The sequence below is a fragment of the Bacillus sp. FSL L8-0099 genome, from assembly GCF_038006385.1.
Classification (GTDB): Bacteria; Bacillota; Bacilli; order Bacillales; family Bacillaceae_G; genus Bacillus_A; species Bacillus_A toyonensis.
Genome location: NZ_JBBOVC010000001.1, coordinates 3,720,914 through 3,742,193, shown reverse-complemented (window position 1 = coordinate 3,742,193; position 21,280 = coordinate 3,720,914). Strand labels below are relative to the sequence as shown.

General features: G+C 35.1%; 14 protein-coding genes and 1 pseudogene. 13 read left to right on the top strand and 2 right to left on the bottom strand.

Annotated elements, in window-relative coordinates; genetic code table 11:
- The first annotated feature begins 199 nt into the window (after positions 1-199).
- From rny to mutL, 11 genes are all read left to right on the top strand, one after another.
- Positions 200-1,762, top strand: coding sequence for a ribonuclease Y (rny, locus tag MHH42_RS18805; protein ID WP_000204910.1), 1,563 nt, complete (start codon positions 200-202; stop codon positions 1,760-1,762).
- Positions 1,763-1,909: 147 nt separating this feature from the next.
- A complete protein-coding gene (locus MHH42_RS18800) occupies positions 1,910-2,704 on the top strand; it encodes a TIGR00282 family metallophosphoesterase (protein ID WP_001221099.1) in 795 nt (264 codons plus the stop codon).
- A gap of 149 nt (positions 2,705-2,853) precedes the next feature.
- Positions 2,854-3,114, top strand: coding sequence for a stage V sporulation protein SpoVS (spoVS, locus tag MHH42_RS18795; protein ID WP_000404341.1), 261 nt, complete (start codon positions 2,854-2,856; stop codon positions 3,112-3,114).
- A gap of 58 nt (positions 3,115-3,172) precedes the next feature.
- Positions 3,173-4,096 (top strand): dipeptidase, encoded by a 924-nt coding sequence (locus MHH42_RS18790; RefSeq protein ID WP_340893811.1) that lies wholly within the window; start codon positions 3,173-3,175, stop codon positions 4,094-4,096.
- A 227-nt stretch (positions 4,097-4,323) separates the two neighbouring features.
- Entirely contained in the window at positions 4,324-6,081 is a 1,758-nt protein-coding gene (locus MHH42_RS18785) for a 2-oxoacid:acceptor oxidoreductase subunit alpha (RefSeq protein WP_000625412.1), read from the top strand.
- Entirely contained in the window at positions 6,068-6,934 is an 867-nt protein-coding gene (locus MHH42_RS18780; protein ID WP_000190161.1) for a 2-oxoacid:ferredoxin oxidoreductase subunit beta, read from the top strand. The genes MHH42_RS18785 and MHH42_RS18780 overlap by 14 nt, the downstream gene beginning before the upstream one ends.
- A 431-nt stretch (positions 6,935-7,365) precedes the next feature.
- Entirely contained in the window at positions 7,366-8,895 is a 1,530-nt protein-coding gene (gene miaB, locus MHH42_RS18775) for a tRNA (N6-isopentenyl adenosine(37)-C2)-methylthiotransferase MiaB (RefSeq protein WP_001005380.1), read from the top strand.
- A gap of 3 nt (positions 8,896-8,898) precedes the next feature.
- Complete coding sequence (locus MHH42_RS18770; RefSeq protein WP_000870465.1) at positions 8,899-9,330, top strand: RicAFT regulatory complex protein RicA family protein; 432 nt, start codon at positions 8,899-8,901, stop codon at positions 9,328-9,330.
- Positions 9,331-9,457: 127 nt separating this feature from the next.
- Positions 9,458-10,000: an outer spore coat protein CotE gene (cotE, locus tag MHH42_RS18765; RefSeq protein WP_001288802.1), complete on the top strand. Its 543-nt coding sequence runs from the start codon at positions 9,458-9,460 to the stop codon at positions 9,998-10,000.
- A 324-nt stretch (positions 10,001-10,324) separates the two neighbouring features.
- The gene (gene mutS / locus MHH42_RS18760; protein WP_016108974.1) at positions 10,325-12,997 is read left to right on the top strand and encodes a DNA mismatch repair protein MutS; all 2,673 of its coding nucleotides are present in this window, start codon (positions 10,325-10,327) and stop codon (positions 12,995-12,997) included.
- A gap of 8 nt (positions 12,998-13,005) precedes the next feature.
- Positions 13,006-14,949, top strand: coding sequence for a DNA mismatch repair endonuclease MutL (mutL, locus tag MHH42_RS18755; RefSeq protein ID WP_340893807.1), 1,944 nt, complete (start codon positions 13,006-13,008; stop codon positions 14,947-14,949).
- Positions 14,950-15,227: 278 nt separating this feature from the next.
- Here mutL and MHH42_RS18750 read toward each other — a convergent pair whose 3' ends face one another.
- Positions 15,228-15,419: a hypothetical protein gene (locus tag MHH42_RS18750; protein WP_000461140.1), complete on the bottom strand. Its 192-nt coding sequence runs from the start codon at positions 15,417-15,419 to the stop codon at positions 15,228-15,230.
- A gap of 113 nt (positions 15,420-15,532) precedes the next feature.
- Here MHH42_RS18750 and MHH42_RS18745 point away from each other — a divergent pair.
- Together MHH42_RS18745 and MHH42_RS18740 are read left to right on the top strand one after the other, a co-directional pair.
- Positions 15,533-15,670, top strand: a pseudogene (locus tag MHH42_RS18745) (IS6 family transposase); the annotation flags it as partial.
- A gap of 331 nt (positions 15,671-16,001) precedes the next feature.
- Positions 16,002-18,785 (top strand): dynamin family protein, encoded by a 2,784-nt coding sequence (locus tag MHH42_RS18740; RefSeq protein ID WP_340893806.1) that lies wholly within the window; start codon positions 16,002-16,004, stop codon positions 18,783-18,785.
- A 113-nt stretch (positions 18,786-18,898) separates the two neighbouring features.
- Here the strand turns inward: MHH42_RS18740 and MHH42_RS18735 are convergent, their stop codons facing one another.
- Positions 18,899-20,818 carry an LTA synthase family protein gene (locus MHH42_RS18735; protein ID WP_000791017.1) on the bottom strand — a complete coding sequence of 640 codons (1,920 nt, stop codon included), beginning with the start codon at positions 20,816-20,818 and terminating at the stop codon, positions 18,899-18,901.
- Positions 20,819-21,280 lie beyond the last annotated feature (462 nt).

The window sequence follows — 21,280 nt, the reverse complement described above, 5'->3', positions numbered from 1 at the left end:
TATATACGATATACTCTTCTCAAGAAGAGAAGTAATATTCGGAGTAAGGTTTAAATCTTGCCGAAATAATAATATGACATTTTAATTGTGAAATGAAGAAAGTCCCTTAAAAAAGCGGGACGACGGTCTTTGCTGTATGTTGTAATTCAATGTACATGCCGACAGTCTTTTTTCATTCATAGCAAGGGGAGGTGAAATCATGACGAGTACAGTTTGGATACTCATCTCCATTTTGCTTGCAACAGTCGGTGCAGTTGTTGGCTTTTTTGTTCGAAAGTCTATTGCTGAAGCGAAGATTAATGGTGCGGCTAATGAAGCGAGACGTATTTTAGACGAAGCGAATCGTGATGCTGAAGCACTTAAGAAAGAAGCGCTTTTAGAAGCAAAGGATGAAATTCATACACTTCGTACAGAAGCTGAATTAGAAATTCGTGACCGTAGAAGCGAATTACAAAAACAAGAAAATCGTTTAATGCAAAAAGAAGAGAACCTTGATCGTAAAGACGAAACGCTCGATAAACGCGAGCAGCAGTTAGAGAAGAAAGAGGATTCTCTTGTAGCGAGACAACAACAGATTGAAGAGTTGGAAAGCAAAGTGGGAGAGTTAGTTCAAAAGCAACAAACAGAATTAGAGCGCATTTCCAATCTGACACGCGAACAAGCGAAAGCAATTATTCTTGGTAAAGTAGAAAGTGAAGTTTCTCATGAAATCGCTGTTATGGTAAAAGAAAGTGAAGTTCGCGCGAAAGAAGAAGCGGATAAGAAAGCAAAAGAGATTTTATCTCTTGCAATGCAAAGATGTGCAGCTGATCATGTTGCTGAAACAACCGTTTCGGTTGTAAATCTTCCAAATGACGAAATGAAGGGACGTATTATCGGGCGTGAAGGTCGTAATATTCGTACGTTAGAAACGTTAACGGGTATTGACTTAATTATCGATGATACACCAGAGGCAGTAATCCTTTCTGGATTCGACCCAATTCGTCGTGAAACAGCTCGTATCGCTCTTGATAAACTAGTACAGGACGGACGTATTCACCCAGCGCGTATTGAAGAGATGGTCGAAAAATCAAGACGTGAAGTGGACGAGTATATTCGCGAAGTCGGAGAGCAAACAACGTTTGAAGTGGGTGTTCACGGATTACATCCAGATTTAATTAAGATTTTAGGTCGTTTGAAATACCGTACAAGTTACGGACAAAACGTCTTAAAACACTCTATGGAAGTTGCATATTTAACGGGACTTATGGCAGCAGAGCTTGGTGAGGATGAAAAACTAGCAAGACGTGCAGGTCTATTACATGATATCGGGAAAGCTATTGATCATGAAGTAGAAGGTAGTCACGTTGAAATTGGTGTTGAACTCGCGACGAAATATAAAGAGCATCCTGTAGTTATAAACAGTATTGCATCTCACCATGGTGACACAGAACCAACTTCTATCATTGCAGTTTTAGTTGCAGCAGCAGATGCATTATCAGCTGCAAGACCGGGAGCTCGTAGTGAAACGCTTGAAAACTACATTCGTCGTCTTGAAAAGTTAGAAGAGATTTCAGAGTCTTATGAAGGCGTTGAAAAATCATTCGCAATTCAAGCAGGACGTGAAGTTCGTATTCTGGTAAAACCAGATACAATCGATGACTTAGAAGCTCATCGTTTAGCTCGTGATATTCGAAAACGTATTGAAAATGAACTGGATTACCCAGGACATATTAAAGTAACTGTTATTCGTGAAACACGTGCAGTGGAATACGCAAAATAAAGTGGTGAAACACCACTTTATTTTTTTGTGTTGGAATTGGATAAAATAAAGAAAATCAAGTGAAACAAACTTATAATAAATTTGTTGTAAGGAAATTGCTTGAAGTTATAGTAATAAAAAATGTAGTACATAGAAAGGGTAAGACATATGAGAATATTATTTGTTGGGGATGTAGTAGGATCTCCTGGTAGAAGTATGATTCAACAATACGTACCGGCGTTAAAGAAAAAATATACACCTACAGTAACAATCATTAATGGAGAAAATGCAGCAGGTGGGCGTGGTATTACAGAAAAAATTTATCGAAACTTTTTAGAGTGCGGCGCACAAGCGGTTACACTTGGAAACCATGCTTGGGATAATCGTGAGGTATTTGAATTTATTGATGATGCAAAATATCTTGCAAGACCAGCTAACTTCCCAGAAGGAACACCGGGAAAAGGTCTTATATTTGTGAATTGTAATGGAACAGAAGTTGCAGTTATTAACTTACAAGGGCGTACGTTCCTTCCTCCGATTGATTGTCCATTTCGAAAAGTGGATGAATTAATTAACATTGCGAAAAAACGTACGAATATTATCTTTGTTGATTTTCATGCGGAAACTACAAGTGAAAAACAAGCGCTCGGTTGGTATGTAGATGGTCGTGCTACAGCGGTAGTAGGTACACATACTCATGTACCTACAGCAGATAATCGTATTTTACCAAGCGGAACAGCATACATTACAGATGTTGGTATGACAGGCCCGTATGACGGAATTTTAGGTATGGATAGAGAAGCGGTCTTGAAGAAGTTTTTAACAAACTTACCGGTAAGATTTGAAGTGACGAATGGTAGAACACAATTAAGTGCAGTGCTAATTGATGTGGATCCAAATACAGGAAAAGCAAAGAAAATTGAGCGCATTTTAATTAATGACGATCAACCATTTTTTGAGTAAATCTCCGTAAAGATTTAGATAAGTTATTATATTTTAATTTTTTAGAAAAATTACGAAAATTTAGCAGGAATACGCGCCATTCCTCGTGAATATAAGTTAAAGTGATATAATTGCTAATACTTTTTAAAGAAACGAGGAGGAAACGCGGAATGGAAATATTAAAAGTTAAAGCAACGTCGGTCCCTAATTCTGTAGCTGGTGCACTTGCAGGTGTTATTCGCGAACGCGGAACAGCAGAAATTCAAGCTATTGGTGCAGGTGCATTGAACCAAGCGGTAAAGGCAGTAGCAATTGCAAGAGGGTTTGTAGCGCCTAGTGGTTTGGATTTGATTTGTATCCCAGCGTTTACAGATATTATGATTGATGGGGAAGAGCGTACAGCAATAAAATTAATTGTAGAACCTCGTTAAGTTTAAACAACCTGTTTGCAGTATGCAAACAGGTTATTTTTATAGTGGAGGAATGAAAATGAAAATTTTTGATGCTCATTGTGATGTACTCTTACAGTTATGGATTGCAAAGGGGAAAAAGAATTTTAAAAATGATTCACAATTACATATTACATTTGAACAATTAAAGAAAAGAAAAGGAAGTATACAATGTTTTGCTATATATGTGCCAGAAACAGTAGCATATGAAAAACGTTTTGAAGCGGCATTACAAATGATAGATATTTTTTATAATGAAATTTTATCGCTACCAGGTGTGAAGTTGATCCGAACGAAAGCTGATATAAGTATGTTAAAACAGGACGAGATTGGAGCTCTTTTAACATTAGAAGGATGCGAAGCAATTGGAAAAGAAGCGATGAAATTACGTTTGTTTTATCAATTAGGTGTACGTTCCTTTGGATTAACATGGAACTATGCGAATTTGTTAGCTGATGGGGCGCTAGAGACACGTGGAGCAGGCTTAACTACTTTCGGTAGACAAGTTGTACAAGAACTTAATACGTTACATGTATGGACCGATCTGTCCCATTTAAATGAGAGAAGTTTTTGGGATGTGATAGAAATTGCAAATAATCCTATTGCATCTCACTCAAATTGCTATAAACTGTGTGACCATCCACGTAATTTAAATGAGGAACAAATTCAATTCCTTATAAAGCGAAATGGCATGATTGGTGTCACTTTTGTACCTCAGTTTCTTACAAATGAAAAACAAGCGAATATTACAGATATAATAAAACATATCGATTATATTTGTTCGCTAGGTGGAGAAAACAACATAGGGTTTGGTTCAGATTTTGATGGGATTTTAGAAACAGTTGTAAATGTATCGGTGTATGAAGATTATGAAAATGTAATTAATGAACTATATAAACACTATGCTGCATCAACTGTAGAACGATTTTTGTATGATAACTTTGTTGAACATATAAGTTTTTAAGTGTTTTGTTTTAAAAATTCAGAAAAATTAAAATAAATCCAATTGATATTATTGCTTTTTTTAGGACCTAATACTAGAATGAAAAACGAAATAGCTTTATACTTAAGATTCAGGGAAATCAGAAGAGGCATAATTTGCGTCCGTTGTAGTTTATTTGCATAAAAAATGCTAAACTAATACTGTAAAAAAATACACTACAATGAATGCAGCCAAAAGGGGTGTAGGAGATGATTAGTCAACTTTCATGGAAAGTTGGAGGCCAACAAGGTGAAGGAATTGAAAGTACAGGGGAAATCTTCTGTATAGCATTAAACCGATTAGGATATTACCTATACGGTTACCGCCACTTCTCATCACGTATAAAAGGCGGCCATACAAATAATAAAATTCGCGTAAGTACAACAGAAGTACGTGCGATCTCAGATGACTTAGATATTTTAATTGCTTTTGATCAAGAAACAATTGATTTTAACTTCCACGAACTACGTCCAGGCGGAATTGTCGTTGCGGATGCGAAATTTAATCCAACAATACCTGACAATACAGATGTAAATTTATATGTGATACCGTTTACAGATATTGCTTCAGAATTAGGTACATCATTAATGAAAAACATGGTTGCTGTTGGAGCATCAAGTGCGGTATTAGGTTTAGACGAAACAGCTTATTTGGATGTTGTTGAAGAAATCTTTGGTCGTAAAGGAGAGCAAGTCGTTCAAAAGAATATGGACGCAATTAAACGTGGCTCTCAATATATGAAAGAATTGCTAGGTGAGAAAGTAAACATGATGCAGCTTGAAAAAGCTGATGGTAAGAAACGCATGTTTATGATTGGAAACGATGCAATCGCATTTGGTGCGGTAGCTGGTGGCGCTCGTTTTATGTCAGCATATCCAATCACACCTGCATCTGAAATTATGGAATACTTAATTAAAAAATTGCCTAAAGTCGGCGGAACAGTAATCCAAACTGAGGATGAAATCGCAGCTTGTACAATGGCAATTGGCGCAAACTATGCTGGTGTTCGTACATTAACAGCATCTGCAGGGCCTGGTCTTTCTTTAATGATGGAAGCGATTGGGTTAGCAGGTATTACAGAAACACCGCTAGTAATTGTTGATACGCAACGTGGTGGTCCAAGTACGGGGTTACCAACGAAACAAGAGCAGTCTGATTTAATGGCGATGATTTACGGTACGCATGGTGAAATTCCAAAAATCGTAATGGCGCCAAGTACAGTGGAAGAAGCTTTCTATGATATTGTAGAAGCGTTTAACTTAGCTGAAGAATATCAAGTGCCTGTTATTTTCTTAACAGATTTACAGCTTTCTTTAGGTAAACAAACCGTAGAACCGCTTACGTTAGATAAAGTGGAAATTCGTCGCGGTAAGCTGGATTTAGAAGCAGAATTACCAGAACGTGAAAATAAAGCATACTTCAAGCGTTATGAAGTAACAGAAGATGGCGTTTCACCACGTGTTTTACCTGGTATGAAAAATGGTATTCACCATGTTACAGGTGTAGAACATGATGAAACTGGTAAACCATCTGAATCGGCAATAAACCGTAAAGATCAAATGGACAAACGTTTCCGTAAAATGGAGAACTTGAAGTTTAATACCCCTGTTTATAAAAATGTTAAGCATGAGGAAGCAGATGTATTGCTTGTTGGATTTAATTCAACTCGTGGTGCGATCGAAGAGGCAATGGAGCGTTTAGAACAAGAGGGTATGAAAGTAAACCATGCTCAAATCCGTTTAATTCACCCGTTCCCGAAAGCTGAAATCGATCCACTTGTGAAAAATGCAAAACGTGTTGTAGTTGTAGAAAACAACGCGACTGGTCAGCTTGCTAACATTATGAAAATGAATCTTGGTAGTGGTGAGAAAATTTCTAGTCTTTTAAAATATGATGGAAACCCATTCTTGCCAAAAGAGATTTACAACGAATGCAAAAAAGGGGTTGTATTAAATGGCAACATTTAAGGACTTTCGTAACAGTGTAAAACCAAACTGGTGCCCAGGTTGCGGAGACTTTTCGGTGCAAGCTGCAATTCAGCGTGCGGCAGCTAACGTTGGCTTAAATCCAGATGAACTTGCTGTTGTTTCTGGTATTGGTTGTTCAGGTCGTATATCAGGTTATATTAATTCATATGGTGTGCATAGTATTCATGGACGTGCCCTTCCGATTGCACAAGGTGTGAAAATGGCAAATCGTGATTTAACAGTTATCGCATCAGGTGGTGACGGTGATGGATTTGCGATTGGTATGGGACATACAATCCATTCTATTCGTAGAAACATTGACATTACGTATATAGTAATGGATAACCAAATTTACGGATTAACAAAAGGCCAAACTTCACCACGTAGTGAAGCTGGATTTAAAACGAAAAGTACACCACAAGGTTCGATTGAACCATCATTAAATGTTATGGAAATGGCATTAACAGCTGGTGCAACATTTGTGGCGCAAAGCTTTTCAAGTGATTTAAAAGAATTAACGCAAATTATTGAAGCTGGTATTAACCATAAAGGGTTCTCATTAATTAATGTATTTAGTCCATGTGTTACTTATAATAAAGTAAATACGTACGATTGGTTCAAAGAGAACTTAACGAAACTAAGTACAGTAGAGGGATATGATCCATCTAATCGCATGATGGCTATGCAAACATTAATGGAAAATAACGGATTAGTAACAGGTTTAATTTATCAAAATACTGCGCAACCATCATATCAAGAACTTGTAAAAGGCTATAGTGAAAAGCCATTAGTACAAGCTGATTTAAATATGGATCAGAAAATGTTTGATGAGCTTGTTGCTGAATTTATGTAACGATTAGAAGGTTGCCATTTGGCAACCTTTTTTTACTGAATAAAAAATATAGGATAGCTTTGTTTACTTAGAAAATTCAGAATGGTAAAATAATATAAGGATCGTTGTATGGAAATGGCAAGTTCATTGCTTATGAAATGTAAGATAAGGCAGGTCCTATTCCTTGTCAAAATTGGCTAAACGCTTCATACTATGGTAATGTGTATAGGGATAAAGCAATATGCTTTTGGGTAGGACAAGATGAAATAATAAAAAGGGAATGTCTATTTGTGTGGGGAAGACTTCATTCTTACGGATGATTAGATCGATTACTCAAGTTTCAAAGGACAAGTTATCTCTCAATCAAGCTATCTAACCATTTTTAAGGTGGGTCTAAGCGCATTAAAATAGACTACAGAGTGTGTATAGTTAAGGGTGAAAGGAGATTACCGATGAACGAGCAACAACGATTAGCAAGTCAACAAGCAAATTCCTCTACGAAAAAAGAAGAGAAAGATTATAGCAAATACTTTGAAAGCGTATATCAACCACCTTCCTTAAAAGATGCCAAAAAGCGTGGAAAAGAAGAAGTTAAAATTGAACGGGATTTTGGCTTACCTGAAGAGTTTCGTAATTTTGGTGCAGGAAGAAAGTTTTATATTCGTACATATGGGTGTCAAATGAATGAGCATGATACGGAAGTAATGGCAGGTATTTTCACAACACTTGGATATGAACCGACATTTTCAACTGAAGATGCAGATGTAGTTTTATTAAACACTTGTGCAATTCGTGAAAACGCTGAAAATAAAGTGTTTGGTGAACTTGGTCATTTAAAATCATTAAAACGTAGAAATCCGGACCTTTTAATTGGTGTATGTGGTTGTATGTCTCAAGAGGAATCTGTTGTAAATAAAATCATGCAAAAAAATCAGCATGTAGATATGGTATTTGGCACGCATAATATTCATAGATTACCGTACATTCTAAAAGATGCAATGTTCTCGAAGGAGACGGTAGTTGAAGTTTGGTCAAAAGAAGGAGACGTAATTGAAAACCTTCCGAAAGTACGTCGTGGCGATATTAAAGCTTGGGTAAATATTATGTATGGCTGTGATAAATTCTGTACATATTGTATTGTACCGTATACACGCGGAAAAGAGCGAAGCAGGCGTCCAGAAGATATTATTCAAGAGATTCGTCATTTAGCTGCGAATGGTTATAAAGAAATTACGCTACTTGGACAGAACGTAAATGCATATGGTAAAGACTTTGAAGATTTAGAATACGGTCTTGGCGATTTAATGGACGAACTTCGTAAAGTTGATATTGCCCGTATTCGTTTTACAACGAGTCATCCACGTGATTTCGATGACCACTTAATTGAAGTGCTTGGAAAAGGTGGAAATCTAGTGGAACATATTCACTTACCAGTTCAATCTGGAAGCACAGATATGTTGAAAATTATGGCACGTAAATATTCACGTGAACATTATTTAGAACTTGTAAGAAAAATTAAAGAAACAATTCCAAGCGCAGTATTAACAACTGATATTATCGTCGGTTTCCCAAATGAAACAGATGAGCAATTTGAAGAAACGATGTCGTTATATCGTGAAGTAGGATTTGATACTGCATTTACATTTATTTATTCCCCGCGAGAAGGTACACCAGCTGCAAAAATGAAAGATAATGTGCCTATGGAAGTAAAGAAAGAACGACTACAACGATTAAACACACTCGTAAATGGGTTGGCAGTTGAAAAAAATAATCGTTATAAAGGTCAAGTTGTAGAAGTGTTAGTTGATGGGGAAAGTAAAAATAATCCGGAAGTACTTGCAGGTTATACTCGTACGAATAAACTTGTAAACTTCGTCGCTTCAAAATCTTTAATTGGTCAGCTTGTGAAAGTAAAAATAACGGAAGCAAAAACTTGGTCTCTTAACGGGGAATTAGTTGAGGAACCGATTGAGGTGAAATAATAGATGAAAGTATATACGAAAGACGAAATTGTAGAGCAAGCGAAAGAATTAGCGAAAATGATTTCTGAAACAGAAGAAGTTGATTTTTTTAAGAAAGCAGAGGCGCAAATTCATAAAAATGAAAATGTAAAGCACGCAATTGATGAAATTAAAGCATTGCAAAAACAAGCAGTTAACTTGCAACATTACGGGAAGTGGGAAGCTTTGAAAAAAGTAGAAGCTGAAATTGATGCACTTCAAGATAAGTTAGACAATATTCCAGTTGTGCAGGAGTTTAAATCTTCACAAACATATGTAAATGACTTACTACAGTTAGTTGCGAGTACCATTTCTAATAATGTTACAGATGAAATATTAGTTTCAACTGGCGGCGATGTACTTAAGGGTGAAACTGGTGCGGCGGTAGAAAGTAAAAAAGGAAATTGTGGTTGTTAAAGAGATGTCATATTGACATCTCTTTTTTTTTAGTGGATTAAACGTAAGTTCTTCCCAAAAAAAGAATGACACATTCCGCTATTGTCACGCATATGATTAAGTGAATAGTGATTGAGGAGGGTTACGAATGTCCGAATTTAGAGAGATTATTACAAAAGCAGTGGTTGGAAAAGGACGTAAGTATACAAAGTCAACGCATACATGTGAATCGAATAATGAGCCAACAAGTATTTTAGGGTGCTGGGTAATTAACCACTCGTACGAAGCGAGAAAGAATGGAAAACATGTAGAAATTGAAGGTTTCTATGATGTGAACACTTGGTATTCGTTTGATGGCAATACAAAGACTGAAGTTGTAACAGAACGTGTGAACTACACTGACGAAGTAAGCATTGGTTATCGTGATAAGAACTTCTCTGGTGACGATTTAGAAATTATTGCTCGTGTCATTCAACCGCCAAATTGTTTAGAAGCTCTTGTATCGCCAAATGGGAATAAAATTGTTGTAACTGTAGAACGTGAATTTGTAACAGAAGTAGTTGGAGAAACAAAAATTTGTGTAAGTGTAAATCCTGAAGGTTGTGTAGAATCAGATGAGGATTTCCAAGTCGATGATGATGAGTTTGAAGAATTAGATCCGAACTTTATCGTTGACGCAGAAGAAGAGTAATAGAAAGCTAGGGAGAAGTTCTTCCTAGCTTTTTACTTTACATAAGTGGTGCTGAATGAACATGAATCTTTATGAAATATGTTATAATGAAGAAAGACTCCTGAAATAGGAGAGATGGATGTCCGTGAAGTGTGACATATTTAAAGTGAAACTTTAATCAGTGGGGGGATCCCCACTGATTATTAGTTGAACCAATCGGGATTTTACGGGCAGTTGATCTCCCACCTAACTTCTTTGTTCCAGCCGATTTTTGAGGTGGGAATCTTACTGCCCGTTAATGCGGGATGAATATAGATTATTATGTAAAAATTATGGAGGAAAGACATGACGCAATATACGCCTATGATACAGCAATACTTAAAGGTTAAGGCAGACTATCAAGATGCCTTTTTATTTTTCCGATTAGGTGATTTTTATGAAATGTTCTTTGAAGATGCGGTTAAAGCAGCTCATGAACTTGAAATTACATTAACGAGCCGAGATGGTGGTAGTAGTGATCGTATACCGATGTGCGGTGTACCGCATCATGCAGCTAAAAATTATATTGAACAACTTGTTGAAAAAGGATATAAAGTAGCTGTTTGTGAGCAAGTGGAAGATCCAAAAACAGCTAAAGGTGTAGTACGTCGTGAAGTAGTACAACTAATTACGCCAGGAACGATGATGGAAGGGCGTACAATAGACGAGAAAGAGAATAACTTTTTAGCAGCATTAACACATTTCGAAGATGGATCTTATGCGCTAGCTTGTAATGACTTAACGACTGGACAAAATACAGTGACGTTGTTAACAGGTTCAGTAGAAGATATTTTATTAGAGGTGTATGCAACTGGTTCGAAAGAAATTGTTGTAGATTCTACATTTTCAAAAGATGAATTAAATAAATTAACTGAAACATTAAAAATGACGATTTCGTATGAAGATGCAACAACGATTCCGGAAGGGTTAGAACATCTTGTGAAAAATGTTTCACAAGCAAAGTTACTTAAAGCGATTGGACGCTTATTTAACTATGTGATAAGAACACAAAAACGTTCGTTAGATCATTTGCAACCAGTAGAAATTTATTATACAAATCAATTTATGAAAATTGATGTGCACTCAAAACGTAATTTAGAGTTAACTGAGACTCTTCGTACGAAAGAAAAAACAGGCTCACTATTATGGCTATTAGATAAAACGAAAACAGCTATGGGTGGCCGTATGTTAAAACAGTGGATGGAACGTCCGCTTATCCAGAAAGAGAAAGTGGAAGAACGTTTAGAAATGGTAGAAACATTTGTAAATGATTACTTCTTACGTGAAGATTTAAAAGAAAAGCTAAAAGAAGTATATGATTTAGAGCGTTTAGCAGGGAAAGTTGCATTTGGTAATGTAAATGCACGGGACTTATTACAGTTAAGACGTTCTTTACTTCAAGTACCAGCTATTTTAGAAGCGATTAGTCTTTTAGATAATGCTTATGCAGCAAGGTTAATTCAAGGTGCGGATCCATGTGAGAGCTTAACTGAATTACTAGGAAGAAGTATTCAGGAAAACCCACCACTTTCTATTAAAGATGGAGATATTATTAAAGGCGGTTATAATGACAAGCTTGATCAATATCGTTACGTGAGCAAAAATGGGAAAACGTGGATCGCGGAGCTTGAAAAACGAGAGCGTGATATTACAGGGGTTAAATCATTAAAAATTGGATACAACCGTATTTTCGGCTACTACATTGAAGTGACGAAGGCGAATCTTGCAGCGCTTCCAGAAGGGCGCTATGAGCGAAAACAGACGCTTGCTAATGCTGAGCGTTTCATTACAGATGAACTGAAAGAAAAAGAAACGTTAATTTTAGAAGCAGAAGAGAAAATTGTACAACTGGAATATGATTTATTTACAGCACTTCGTGAAGAAGTAAAAGTATTCATTCCGAAATTACAACATTTAGCGAAAGTAATTAGTGAATTAGATGTACTACAAAGCTTTGCGACTGTAAGTGAAGAAGAGCAGTTTGTAAAACCTGTGCTAACAACGAAGCGTGAAATCTTTATTAAAGATGGTCGCCATCCTGTCGTTGAAAAAGTATTGAACGGGAAATTGTATGTACCAAATGATTGTATTATGCCAGAGAAGATGGATGTCTTTTTAATTACAGGACCGAACATGTCTGGTAAAAGTACGTATATGAGACAATTAGCACTTGTTACTGTTATGTCACAAATTGGTTGTTTCGTACCAGCGACAGAAGCTGTATTACCTGTATTCGATCAAATCTTTACGAGAATTGGTGCAGCGGATGATTTAATTTCAGGTCAAAGTACATTTATGGTTGAAATGTTAGAAGCGAAAAATGCGATTGCAAATGCGTCAGAAAGAAGTTTAATTTTATTTGATGAAATTGGACGCGGTACATCAACGTATGATGGTATGGCGCTTGCACAAGCAATCATTGAACATATTCATGACCAAATTGGTGCAAAAACATTATTCTCTACGCATTATCATGAATTAACGGTGCTAGAAGAAAGTTTAGATCAACTGAAAAATGTACATGTTTCAGCTATTGAAGAGAATGGAAAAGTAGTCTTCCTTCATAAAATTCAAGATGGAGCAGCCGATAAAAGTTACGGAATTCACGTTGCGCAACTTGCTGAGCTTCCAGATAGCTTAATCGCTCGTGCAAAAGAAGTGTTAGCGCAACTAGAAGGACAAGAAGAAATTATTATTCCAAAGCGTGTAGAAGTAAAGGTACAAGAAGTTGTTCCAGAACCTGTAGTTGTAAAAGAAGAATTGGCAGAAATACAAGAAAAGAAAGAAGAGACTGAAGAAGAGTCACAACTATCTTTCTTTGGAGGAGACCAATCTTCAAAAAAACAAGACAAGCCTGTGCTTGATCAAAAAGAAAGCGCAGTACTTGCGCAAATTAAAAAAATTGATTTACTAGATATGACGCCTTTAGAAGCGATGAACGAACTGTATCGCTTACAGAAAAAGTTAAAGAAAGGATGAGTAAGTAGATGGGAAAAATTCGCAAACTCGATGACCAACTCTCTAACTTAATTGCGGCAGGGGAAGTAGTAGAGCGCCCTGCCTCAGTCGTAAAAGAACTTGTGGAAAATTCTATCGATGCGAATAGTACATCTATTGAAATCCACTTAGAAGAAGCTGGTTTATCAAAAATTCGCATCATTGATAATGGAGATGGCATTGCCGAAGAAGATTGTATCGTCGCCTTTGAACGACATGCGACGAGCAAAATTAAAGATGAAAACGATCTGTTCCGTATAAGAACGCTCGGATTCCGCGGTGAGGCATTGCCAAGTATTGCCTCAGTTAGTGAATTGGAATTAATCACTAGCACAGGTGAGGCGCCGGGTACCCACCTTATCATTAAAGGTGGAGACATTATAAAACAAGAAAAAACAGCGAGCCGAAAAGGAACGGATATTACAGTACAAAACTTATTCTTTAATACACCAGCGCGTCTTAAATATATGAAAACAATTCATACAGAGCTTGGGAATATTACAGATATCGTGTATCGTATTGCAATGTCACATCCAGAAGTATCGTTAAGACTGTTTCATAATGAAAAGAAATTGCTTCATACATCCGGAAATGGTGATGTAAGGCAAGTACTTGCATCAATTTATAGCATTCAAGTTGCGAAGAAGCTTATTCCAATTGAAGCTGAATCTTTAGATTTCACAATTAAAGGGTATGTAACATTACCAGAAGTAACGCGAGCGTCTCGTAACTATATGTCAACGATCGTAAATGGCCGTTACGTGCGAAATTTCGTATTAATGAAAGCAGTTCAGCAAGGATACCATACATTACTGCCAGTTGGACGATATCCAATCGGCTTCTTATCGATTGAAATGGACCCAATGCTTGTTGATGTTAACGTACATCCAGCAAAATTAGAAGTTCGATTTAGTAAAGAACAAGAATTGCTAAAGCTTATCGAAGAAACATTGCAAGCTGTATTTAAAAAAATACAGCTCATTCCAGATGCAGGCGTAACAACGAAGAAAAAAGAAAAAGACGAAAGTGTGCAAGAACAGTTCCAGTTTGAGCATACAAAGCCGAAAGAACCACAGATGCCAAACATCGTTTTACCGACTGACATGGATGAAAAACAAGAAGAACGAACAACTGTGAAACAACCAGCGCAGCTTTGGCAACCGGCGAAGCGAGAATGGCAACCACCACAGTCGCTCGTAAGAGAAGAGCAAAGTTGGCAGCCATCCTCTAAACCGATAATCGAAGAACCGATTCGAGAAGAGAAATCGTGGAACAGTAACGATGACGACTTTGAATTAGAGGAATTGGAAGAAGAGGTCGGGGAAATAAAAGAGATTGAAATGAACGGTAACGATTTACCACCGCTTTATCCAATTGGACAAATGCACGGAACATATATTTTCGCTCAAAATGATAATGGGTTATATATGATTGATCAACATGCCGCACAGGAACGTATTAATTATGAGTACTTCCGTGATAAAGTAGGACGAGTAGCGCAAGAAGTACAAGAACTACTTGTACCGTACCGTATTGACCTATCTCTTACTGAATTTTTACGTGTCGAAGAGCAACTAGAAGAACTTAAAAAAGTCGGCCTATTTTTGGAACAATTCGGCCATCAATCTTTTATTGTTCGCTCGCATCCAACGTGGTTCCCGAAAGGACAAGAAACAGAAATCATTGATGAGATGATGGAGCAAGTTGTTAAACTAAAAAAAGTTGATATTAAAAAGTTGCGTGAAGAAGCAGCCATTATGATGAGCTGTAAAGCATCTATCAAGGCAAATCAATATTTAACGAACGATCAAATATTTGCTTTACTTGAAGAACTTCGTACAACAACAAATCCATACACATGCCCGCACGGGAGACCGATTCTTGTACATCATTCTACTTATGAGTTGGAGAAGATGTTTAAGAGGGTTATGTAGGGATACTAAAATTAGATATTAAAAGGGAGCAACAGTAAATGTTGCTCCCTTTTAATATGTAGAGTTAATTGTTAAACGAAAATAAGGTGGATTGATTTTACAGTTTATTTCTAGACTAAGTAAGCTTTAATTTATCTATGTATAAAAAAGCGCCGTATATCAGCACTTTTTAAAGGTACGTAAATTGTATAATAAAGATTTCTACATTATTAAACATATAACTATGCATGGCCAAATATTGATTCTTATTTGGTTAATTGTTATAAGGATCTATAGGATTATTTGTTTTTATTATTATTATTATTAATTTTTTCAGTATATAAAACCTGCTCTTTATAATGCTTTTTAATTGGGAAGTTATGTGTACCTGTGCCGTTCTTGAATTTTTTATCAATGGGGTTCTTTAGAGGGACTGTTGTAGTTTCAGTAAATTCATATGGGTAATTTATTTTAGATTTATCTTCAAACATGAAAATGCCTCCTTTTTAGGATTTCCTGAATTCTTTACTATAACATGATATGCATATAGAGTTTTTTTGGACTAGTTATTTATATAGGTTAGAACAATTTAATTACATAACTACTGAAATATTTTAAAGGAAAACAATTTGAGAGAGGTATTGTAATGATAGCCGTTCACTATTATTGTTGTTTAAGTTATCGTGGTGTGTTTGAAATTCTGAAAGGACGTAGCATATTGGTCTATCTAATAACCATTATGTGGTGAGTTTTTTTATTTATCGGTGAAACAAACAATGCATATATATTCGTTATAGATTGTTTTTATAATGTAATATATATATAGTTTTCCTGATAATATAATGCGGAATATTATAGTGTTATTAGGTTATTAGGAACACTTAATGTTGTTTCACAACTGAAAGGGAATTGAAAAAGAACTGAAACTTTTCTCATAAAAATTCAATCTTACTTGAAAAATGAAAGGAAAATGAAATTTTCCAAAAGAAATTCTTTGTTAAGATAAAAAGCATACATAAAAAAAGTATTGACATATCTTAAAAGTGTGTTTTCAAGATATAGTGGGGGAAAAGATGAGAATAGAAAAACAATTAATAAAAAAGATGTATTATGAAACATTCCTAATGGAGAATGAAACAAAACCACCTCTTGACGTACTTGGGGAAGTTTATGTAAACGAAGAAAAACATGAAATTTCCGATGGGTCTTATATTCGTTTTGCACAAGGTGAATTTTATTATCACCATCAAGATTTTGAATCAGCTATTTTCAAATGGGAGAAAGTTGGCAACGAACTAGCACCATGGGCACAAAAAAACATTGCGGATGCTTACTTTGAACTAAACCGACTATCAGTTGCTGAAGAGGTTTATACTTCCATTACTACTGATAACAAAATATTGATGACTGAAATTGGACTGCAATTACTTTCTCTTTACATCGAGCAAAATAATTTTGACTCAGCTTTCGCTGTAATTAAAGAGGCGGTTTCTTTAAATCCCGATTATCCGAATGTCACCAAAATTGCCCGTTCTTTTTATGAAGAACAGCAAGATTTTGATAGTGCAGTAGAGCTTGCTGTGAATGAGCTGGTTCGAACAGAATCTTATCCTTGGTTTGAGGTGCTAAAAGGGTATATCGATAAAGGATTTACTAAAAATATTTCACCAGACTATTTTCATGAAGTATTAGTTACATTAAATCATGTAGATCAAGTGCAATTTACACAAATTGTATCATCACTTTGGAACAGTTATAAAAATGAACAAAATTACTTATTATGGCTTAACACAATAAATGAGTTTTTCTTACATATCGAAATACATTCGTCCGATATATGGGACAAAATTTCTTCTCTTTACGAAGAAACGTATTTTGAATTAATTCAAGGCCAATATACGCTTAGACAATTACATGATATCATTCCAAATCTGTTAACAAATTGGTTAAAGGTAGTCAATTCTTCTTATGCTGTATTTCCATCAGCAGCTGTATTGGCATGGGATGAGATTTTCCCTTCCAAAATAGATGCAGCAAATATAAAAAATGCAGAAAACCTACTGTTGTATTCTATTAATCATGTGGATGGCTTAGAGTATAGTTTACATCTTTTTGAATCTATTACACAGTGGGCACAAAAGCATGATATAGAAATGGGTCACCGATTTAGATGGTTAGTTAGCGAACTTGCAGATTTAAGAACAAATCGTATTTTAGTAACGGGCACTTCAGGAAATGGAAAAACTGCATTTATTAACTCTATAGTAGGAGAAAATATATTAGAAAACTCAATTTCAAATGTAGTGGTTTTAAAAAATGATGCTCATACAGAAATTAACGCTATAACAGACTCAGCAATTACAACAACTGAGAATTTCTCTGATTACCATGATATGATGTCTTTACACCACCAAACGTATAGAGATAGAGCGTGTGTTGAATTTAAACTACCATGCAAATTTTTAAGTGAAAATAAACTTACATTTGTAGTTACACCTGGCTTTAATAGAAATAACGATACTAGAGATGAGATATTTGAATACCTGAATTCTGTAGACGAATTATTGTTCGTATTGAATGCGGATTCACCTTTTACTGACAAAGAACGTGACATTCTATTAAGTATTCAAGAACATACACCAAATCTACAAATTCATTTCTTATTAAATAAAATCGATAACATTTACAGTGAAGCAGAAGTAAAAAGAGTTTTACATGATACGCAAGCGAGAATAAACGCGTATTTCCCGCAAGCGAGACTTTTCCCTTACTCTTCGTTATATACAAGTAATCAACAACTAAATGATTTAACTGAGTTTATTCGTTTTAACTTTAACTATAAAAATATCGATGCAGATCGTACTGAAAAGCTATTGTTTTTCATTCGAAAAACAATTACATACCTTTTAGATAAACGCGTTGAGAAGGAAAACAATCTAGTGGATGCTATGAATTGGAATGAAGATATGTTAGTTAAATTAAATGGTAGTATTAATAATCTTACTGCTTTTGAGAGGGAAAAAATTCATATCATTACACAATCGTATCGTACAATGAAAACAGAAATTACGAATGGTCTTACTGAACATATTCCGAAGCTACTGCAGAGTTGTTCTGATTTAATCAGTGAAGAAAGCGATTTTGGAAACATTGAAATGGAACTAAATACAGCAATGAACGAAAGAGTACACAAATATTTAGAACAAACTGTATTACCTAACTTTGCTCGTTCTATGCAAAATTGGATTGAAACTTCTAATAATGAGTTACTTCAAAGTCAATCGCACTTAGAAGAACTCAGTGAAGGACTTAATTCTTTATTTGGAGAAAATCGAATACAATTAGAATGTGACTTTAAAGTGCTTGATGACTGGCGCAGAGATACTGATAGAATGACGACTAGAATACAAATGGAAGAAGTAAATATTTTACGCCGATTTACGCCAGCGCAATTTTTACTGAAAAGTGCCGGTAAATTATTTGGGGTTCTTCCAAAGAATAGATCTATGCTATATAACAAATATAAACAGTATATAGAAAATGAAGATTATACAGAAGTAACGGCTTCTATTATGAAGAAATTTTTCTTGCAATTTGATCTGTTTGAAAATACACAAGAGCGGGATATTAATATGTTCTTTAGAAATCCATTTAACTCCTTGAAACAAGCTGTAGAAAATACGCAGTTAGAAATACAAGAAAAACAAGAGATATTACATAAAATGAAATCAAATCCTGAAGTGTATCATGATTCTATAACGCTCTTTGAATTGAGATTACGTCAATGTGAAGTAATCTTAAATATAGGTGAGTATAATGCCTATACAGATTTAAATTTAGAAACAAGCATAGAATAAACGTAAAACAACTCCAAAAGTGGATTTTGGAGTTGTTTTTTTGTTTATATCCGTTGTTATAAGAGGGGAAAAAGGGAGCAACCGTAATGAGTTGCTCCTTTCGCATATATAGATTATTTTTCAGTTTCTTTAATTTTAGTTTTTACTTCGCCAGTTTTAATTTTATTACTTTCTGAGAAACGTAATAAATCGCCTTCAATAATTTTGTCAGACATACGTAATTCATTTTGTGCACGGTTAATGAGTGCTTGAGCTTCTTTTTTTGGTAAATCTACAATTTCACCTGTTATGCGGTCATAAAAAGTGTTGTTTTTGTATGCATATTTGTCTGTAACGAAGCTACCATCACGTAAAACAACAAATCCTGTATATTCATCTGAAAACATATCGTGACCAAAACGGATATCGTTCGTAGTATCAATCCCTAATAAATTTAGAATAGTAGGTTTCACATCAATTTGTCCCGTAGGCTTTGAAATCGTTTGACCTTTTGTTTGTCCAGGGATATGAATATATAAAGGTGTACGTTGTAAATGTAAAGTATCAAATTCTGTTATTTGATCTTTTTCTAAAAACTGCGCCATTGCACGGTTATGTTTTTCAGAAATGCCATAATGATCACCGTATAATACAATAATAGAATCATCATAAAGCCCTTCGGCCTTTAAACGCTCAATAAAGTTTTTAATGGATTCATCTAAGTAACGTGATGTTACGATGTAACGATCAAATACGCCATTACCAGAGTTATATGGTTCAATGAATTTTGTGTCTTCATCATACGTAAATGGATAATGGTTTGTTAAAGTAAGGAAACGAGCGTAAAATGGTTGATCAATCGTTTTTAACATATCTACTGATTGATCAAAGTATTCTATATCTTTTAATCCCCAATTTAAATTTGTTTCGGGCGTGATTTTGTAATCAAGTTCATTATAGTAACGATCATAACCAAGAGCTGAGTACATAATGTTACGATTCCAAAATGTTGCGTTATTCGCATGGAATACAGAAGTGAAATAACCTTGTTCACGTAAAATTTCTGGAGTTGCAGTATAATCATTGTTTCCGTGTGTGAAGAATACAGCTCCACGGTTTAATGGATACAACGATGTATCTATTAGAAATTCAGAATCGGATGTTTTTCCTTGTCCAGTTTGGTGGAAAAAGTTATCAAAGTAATAGCTTTCATTTATGAATTCATTCAAGAAAGGTGTAACTTCTTGACCATTGACGGATGCTCCTATTAAAAAGGTTTGCAAGGATTCAAGAGTAACGACAATTACATTTTTTCCTTTCGCTGCGCCAAACATATTAGGATTTGGTTCACTTTGGGTTGCTTTTACGTAGTTTTCAGTTTCTTGTAATTTACTACTATCAGCGAGTGCCTTTTGTGATCCTGCTTTTGCTTGCAGCGTTAAATCATATATTTGGTGAGTGTATAGTCCTAAATTTTTGACAAGCATTACTCGGTCGAAGGATCTCGTTAATAATTCAGGGCGTTCTTTTTCTGCAAGATGCAGATTTGCAGAAAATACAGCAATTGTTAAGGCGAAATATAGTAAGCGTGTAGAATGTGTTACACGTTCTGTTTTAAAGACCAATGTCTTCTTTTTTAATAAAATAAAGAAGAAAATAATGTCTACGAATGCGAGTATAATTTTGTAGTTCAATATTTCTATAATACTACCGCCTAATTGGCCAAAGTTTGATGTTTGTCCAAGTACTGGTAACGTAACGAAATCACTATAAAAATCATAGAACATTACATTTCCGACAAGTACGATCGTTAATAAGAAATTAATACATAGCGCTATATAATTTCGCTTTTCACCAGTTGCAAATAATGCTAATCCAACAAATGCTAACGATGCAGCGAGAGGACTAATAAACAAAATAAGCTCTTGTGTAGAAGACTCAATTTTTAAATCAAAACTGAATCGCGTAATAAGATATGTTTTTAACCATACTGCTAAAGCAATTATGATAACAAAGCTTATATTTTGCATTTGTAAATTTATTTTATTCTTCATTTTTACACCTTCTTTATAAAATTTATTTAACTAAGGTTATATGTTATATTTTTATAACTATTATAGTAGGGTGAACCATTTAAATGATGTTTTCTAATGGTAATAATTTGCAGTGTTCCTATACATACAATGGGGAATTTAAATGCGAAGCAGAAAAAGTCATATTTGTAGTGAAAGTGACTTATAGACATCCTAACATATTAAACACTATGATGATGTTACAAAATATCGAACAAATGAAAGTGAAAAGGAATAGACGCTTTTTAAACTATTGACATTCAATGAGTTGGAATTTGAATAAAAGGTGAGTTTAAAGTAAACGGTTATATGAAAAACTACATTCTACATAGAATGTAGTTTTTCATATATCCCGTAAAATCATGCTTCTTTGTAGGATAATCATTTCATTAAGTAAAGTGGTGGTGAAACGTAAAACGTTTGACTAGTAGTGTAATGAAAGAG

What these genes read in the sequence shown, in the direction of transcription:
- rny (WP_000204910.1), top strand. Translation starts at nt 200, where the DNA reads ATGACGAGTACAGTTTGGATACTCATCTCCATTTTGCTTGCAACAGTC.
- MHH42_RS18800 (WP_001221099.1), top strand. Translation starts at nt 1,910, where the DNA reads ATGAGAATATTATTTGTTGGGGATGTAGTAGGATCTCCTGGTAGAAGT.
- spoVS (WP_000404341.1), top strand. Translation starts at nt 2,854, where the DNA reads ATGGAAATATTAAAAGTTAAAGCAACGTCGGTCCCTAATTCTGTAGCT.
- MHH42_RS18790 (WP_340893811.1), top strand. Translation starts at nt 3,173, where the DNA reads ATGAAAATTTTTGATGCTCATTGTGATGTACTCTTACAGTTATGGATT.
- MHH42_RS18785 (WP_000625412.1), top strand. Translation starts at nt 4,324, where the DNA reads ATGATTAGTCAACTTTCATGGAAAGTTGGAGGCCAACAAGGTGAAGGA.
- MHH42_RS18780 (WP_000190161.1), top strand. Translation starts at nt 6,068, where the DNA reads ATGGCAACATTTAAGGACTTTCGTAACAGTGTAAAACCAAACTGGTGC.
- miaB (WP_001005380.1), top strand. Translation starts at nt 7,366, where the DNA reads ATGAACGAGCAACAACGATTAGCAAGTCAACAAGCAAATTCCTCTACG.
- MHH42_RS18770 (WP_000870465.1), top strand. Translation starts at nt 8,899, where the DNA reads ATGAAAGTATATACGAAAGACGAAATTGTAGAGCAAGCGAAAGAATTA.
- cotE (WP_001288802.1), top strand. Translation starts at nt 9,458, where the DNA reads ATGTCCGAATTTAGAGAGATTATTACAAAAGCAGTGGTTGGAAAAGGA.
- mutS (WP_016108974.1), top strand. Translation starts at nt 10,325, where the DNA reads ATGACGCAATATACGCCTATGATACAGCAATACTTAAAGGTTAAGGCA.
- mutL (WP_340893807.1), top strand. Translation starts at nt 13,006, where the DNA reads ATGGGAAAAATTCGCAAACTCGATGACCAACTCTCTAACTTAATTGCG.
- MHH42_RS18750 (WP_000461140.1), bottom strand. Translation starts at nt 15,419, where the DNA reads ATGTTTGAAGATAAATCTAAAATAAATTACCCATATGAATTTACTGAA.
- MHH42_RS18740 (WP_340893806.1), top strand. Translation starts at nt 16,002, where the DNA reads ATGAGAATAGAAAAACAATTAATAAAAAAGATGTATTATGAAACATTC.
- MHH42_RS18735 (WP_000791017.1), bottom strand. Translation starts at nt 20,818, where the DNA reads ATGAAGAATAAAATAAATTTACAAATGCAAAATATAAGCTTTGTTATC.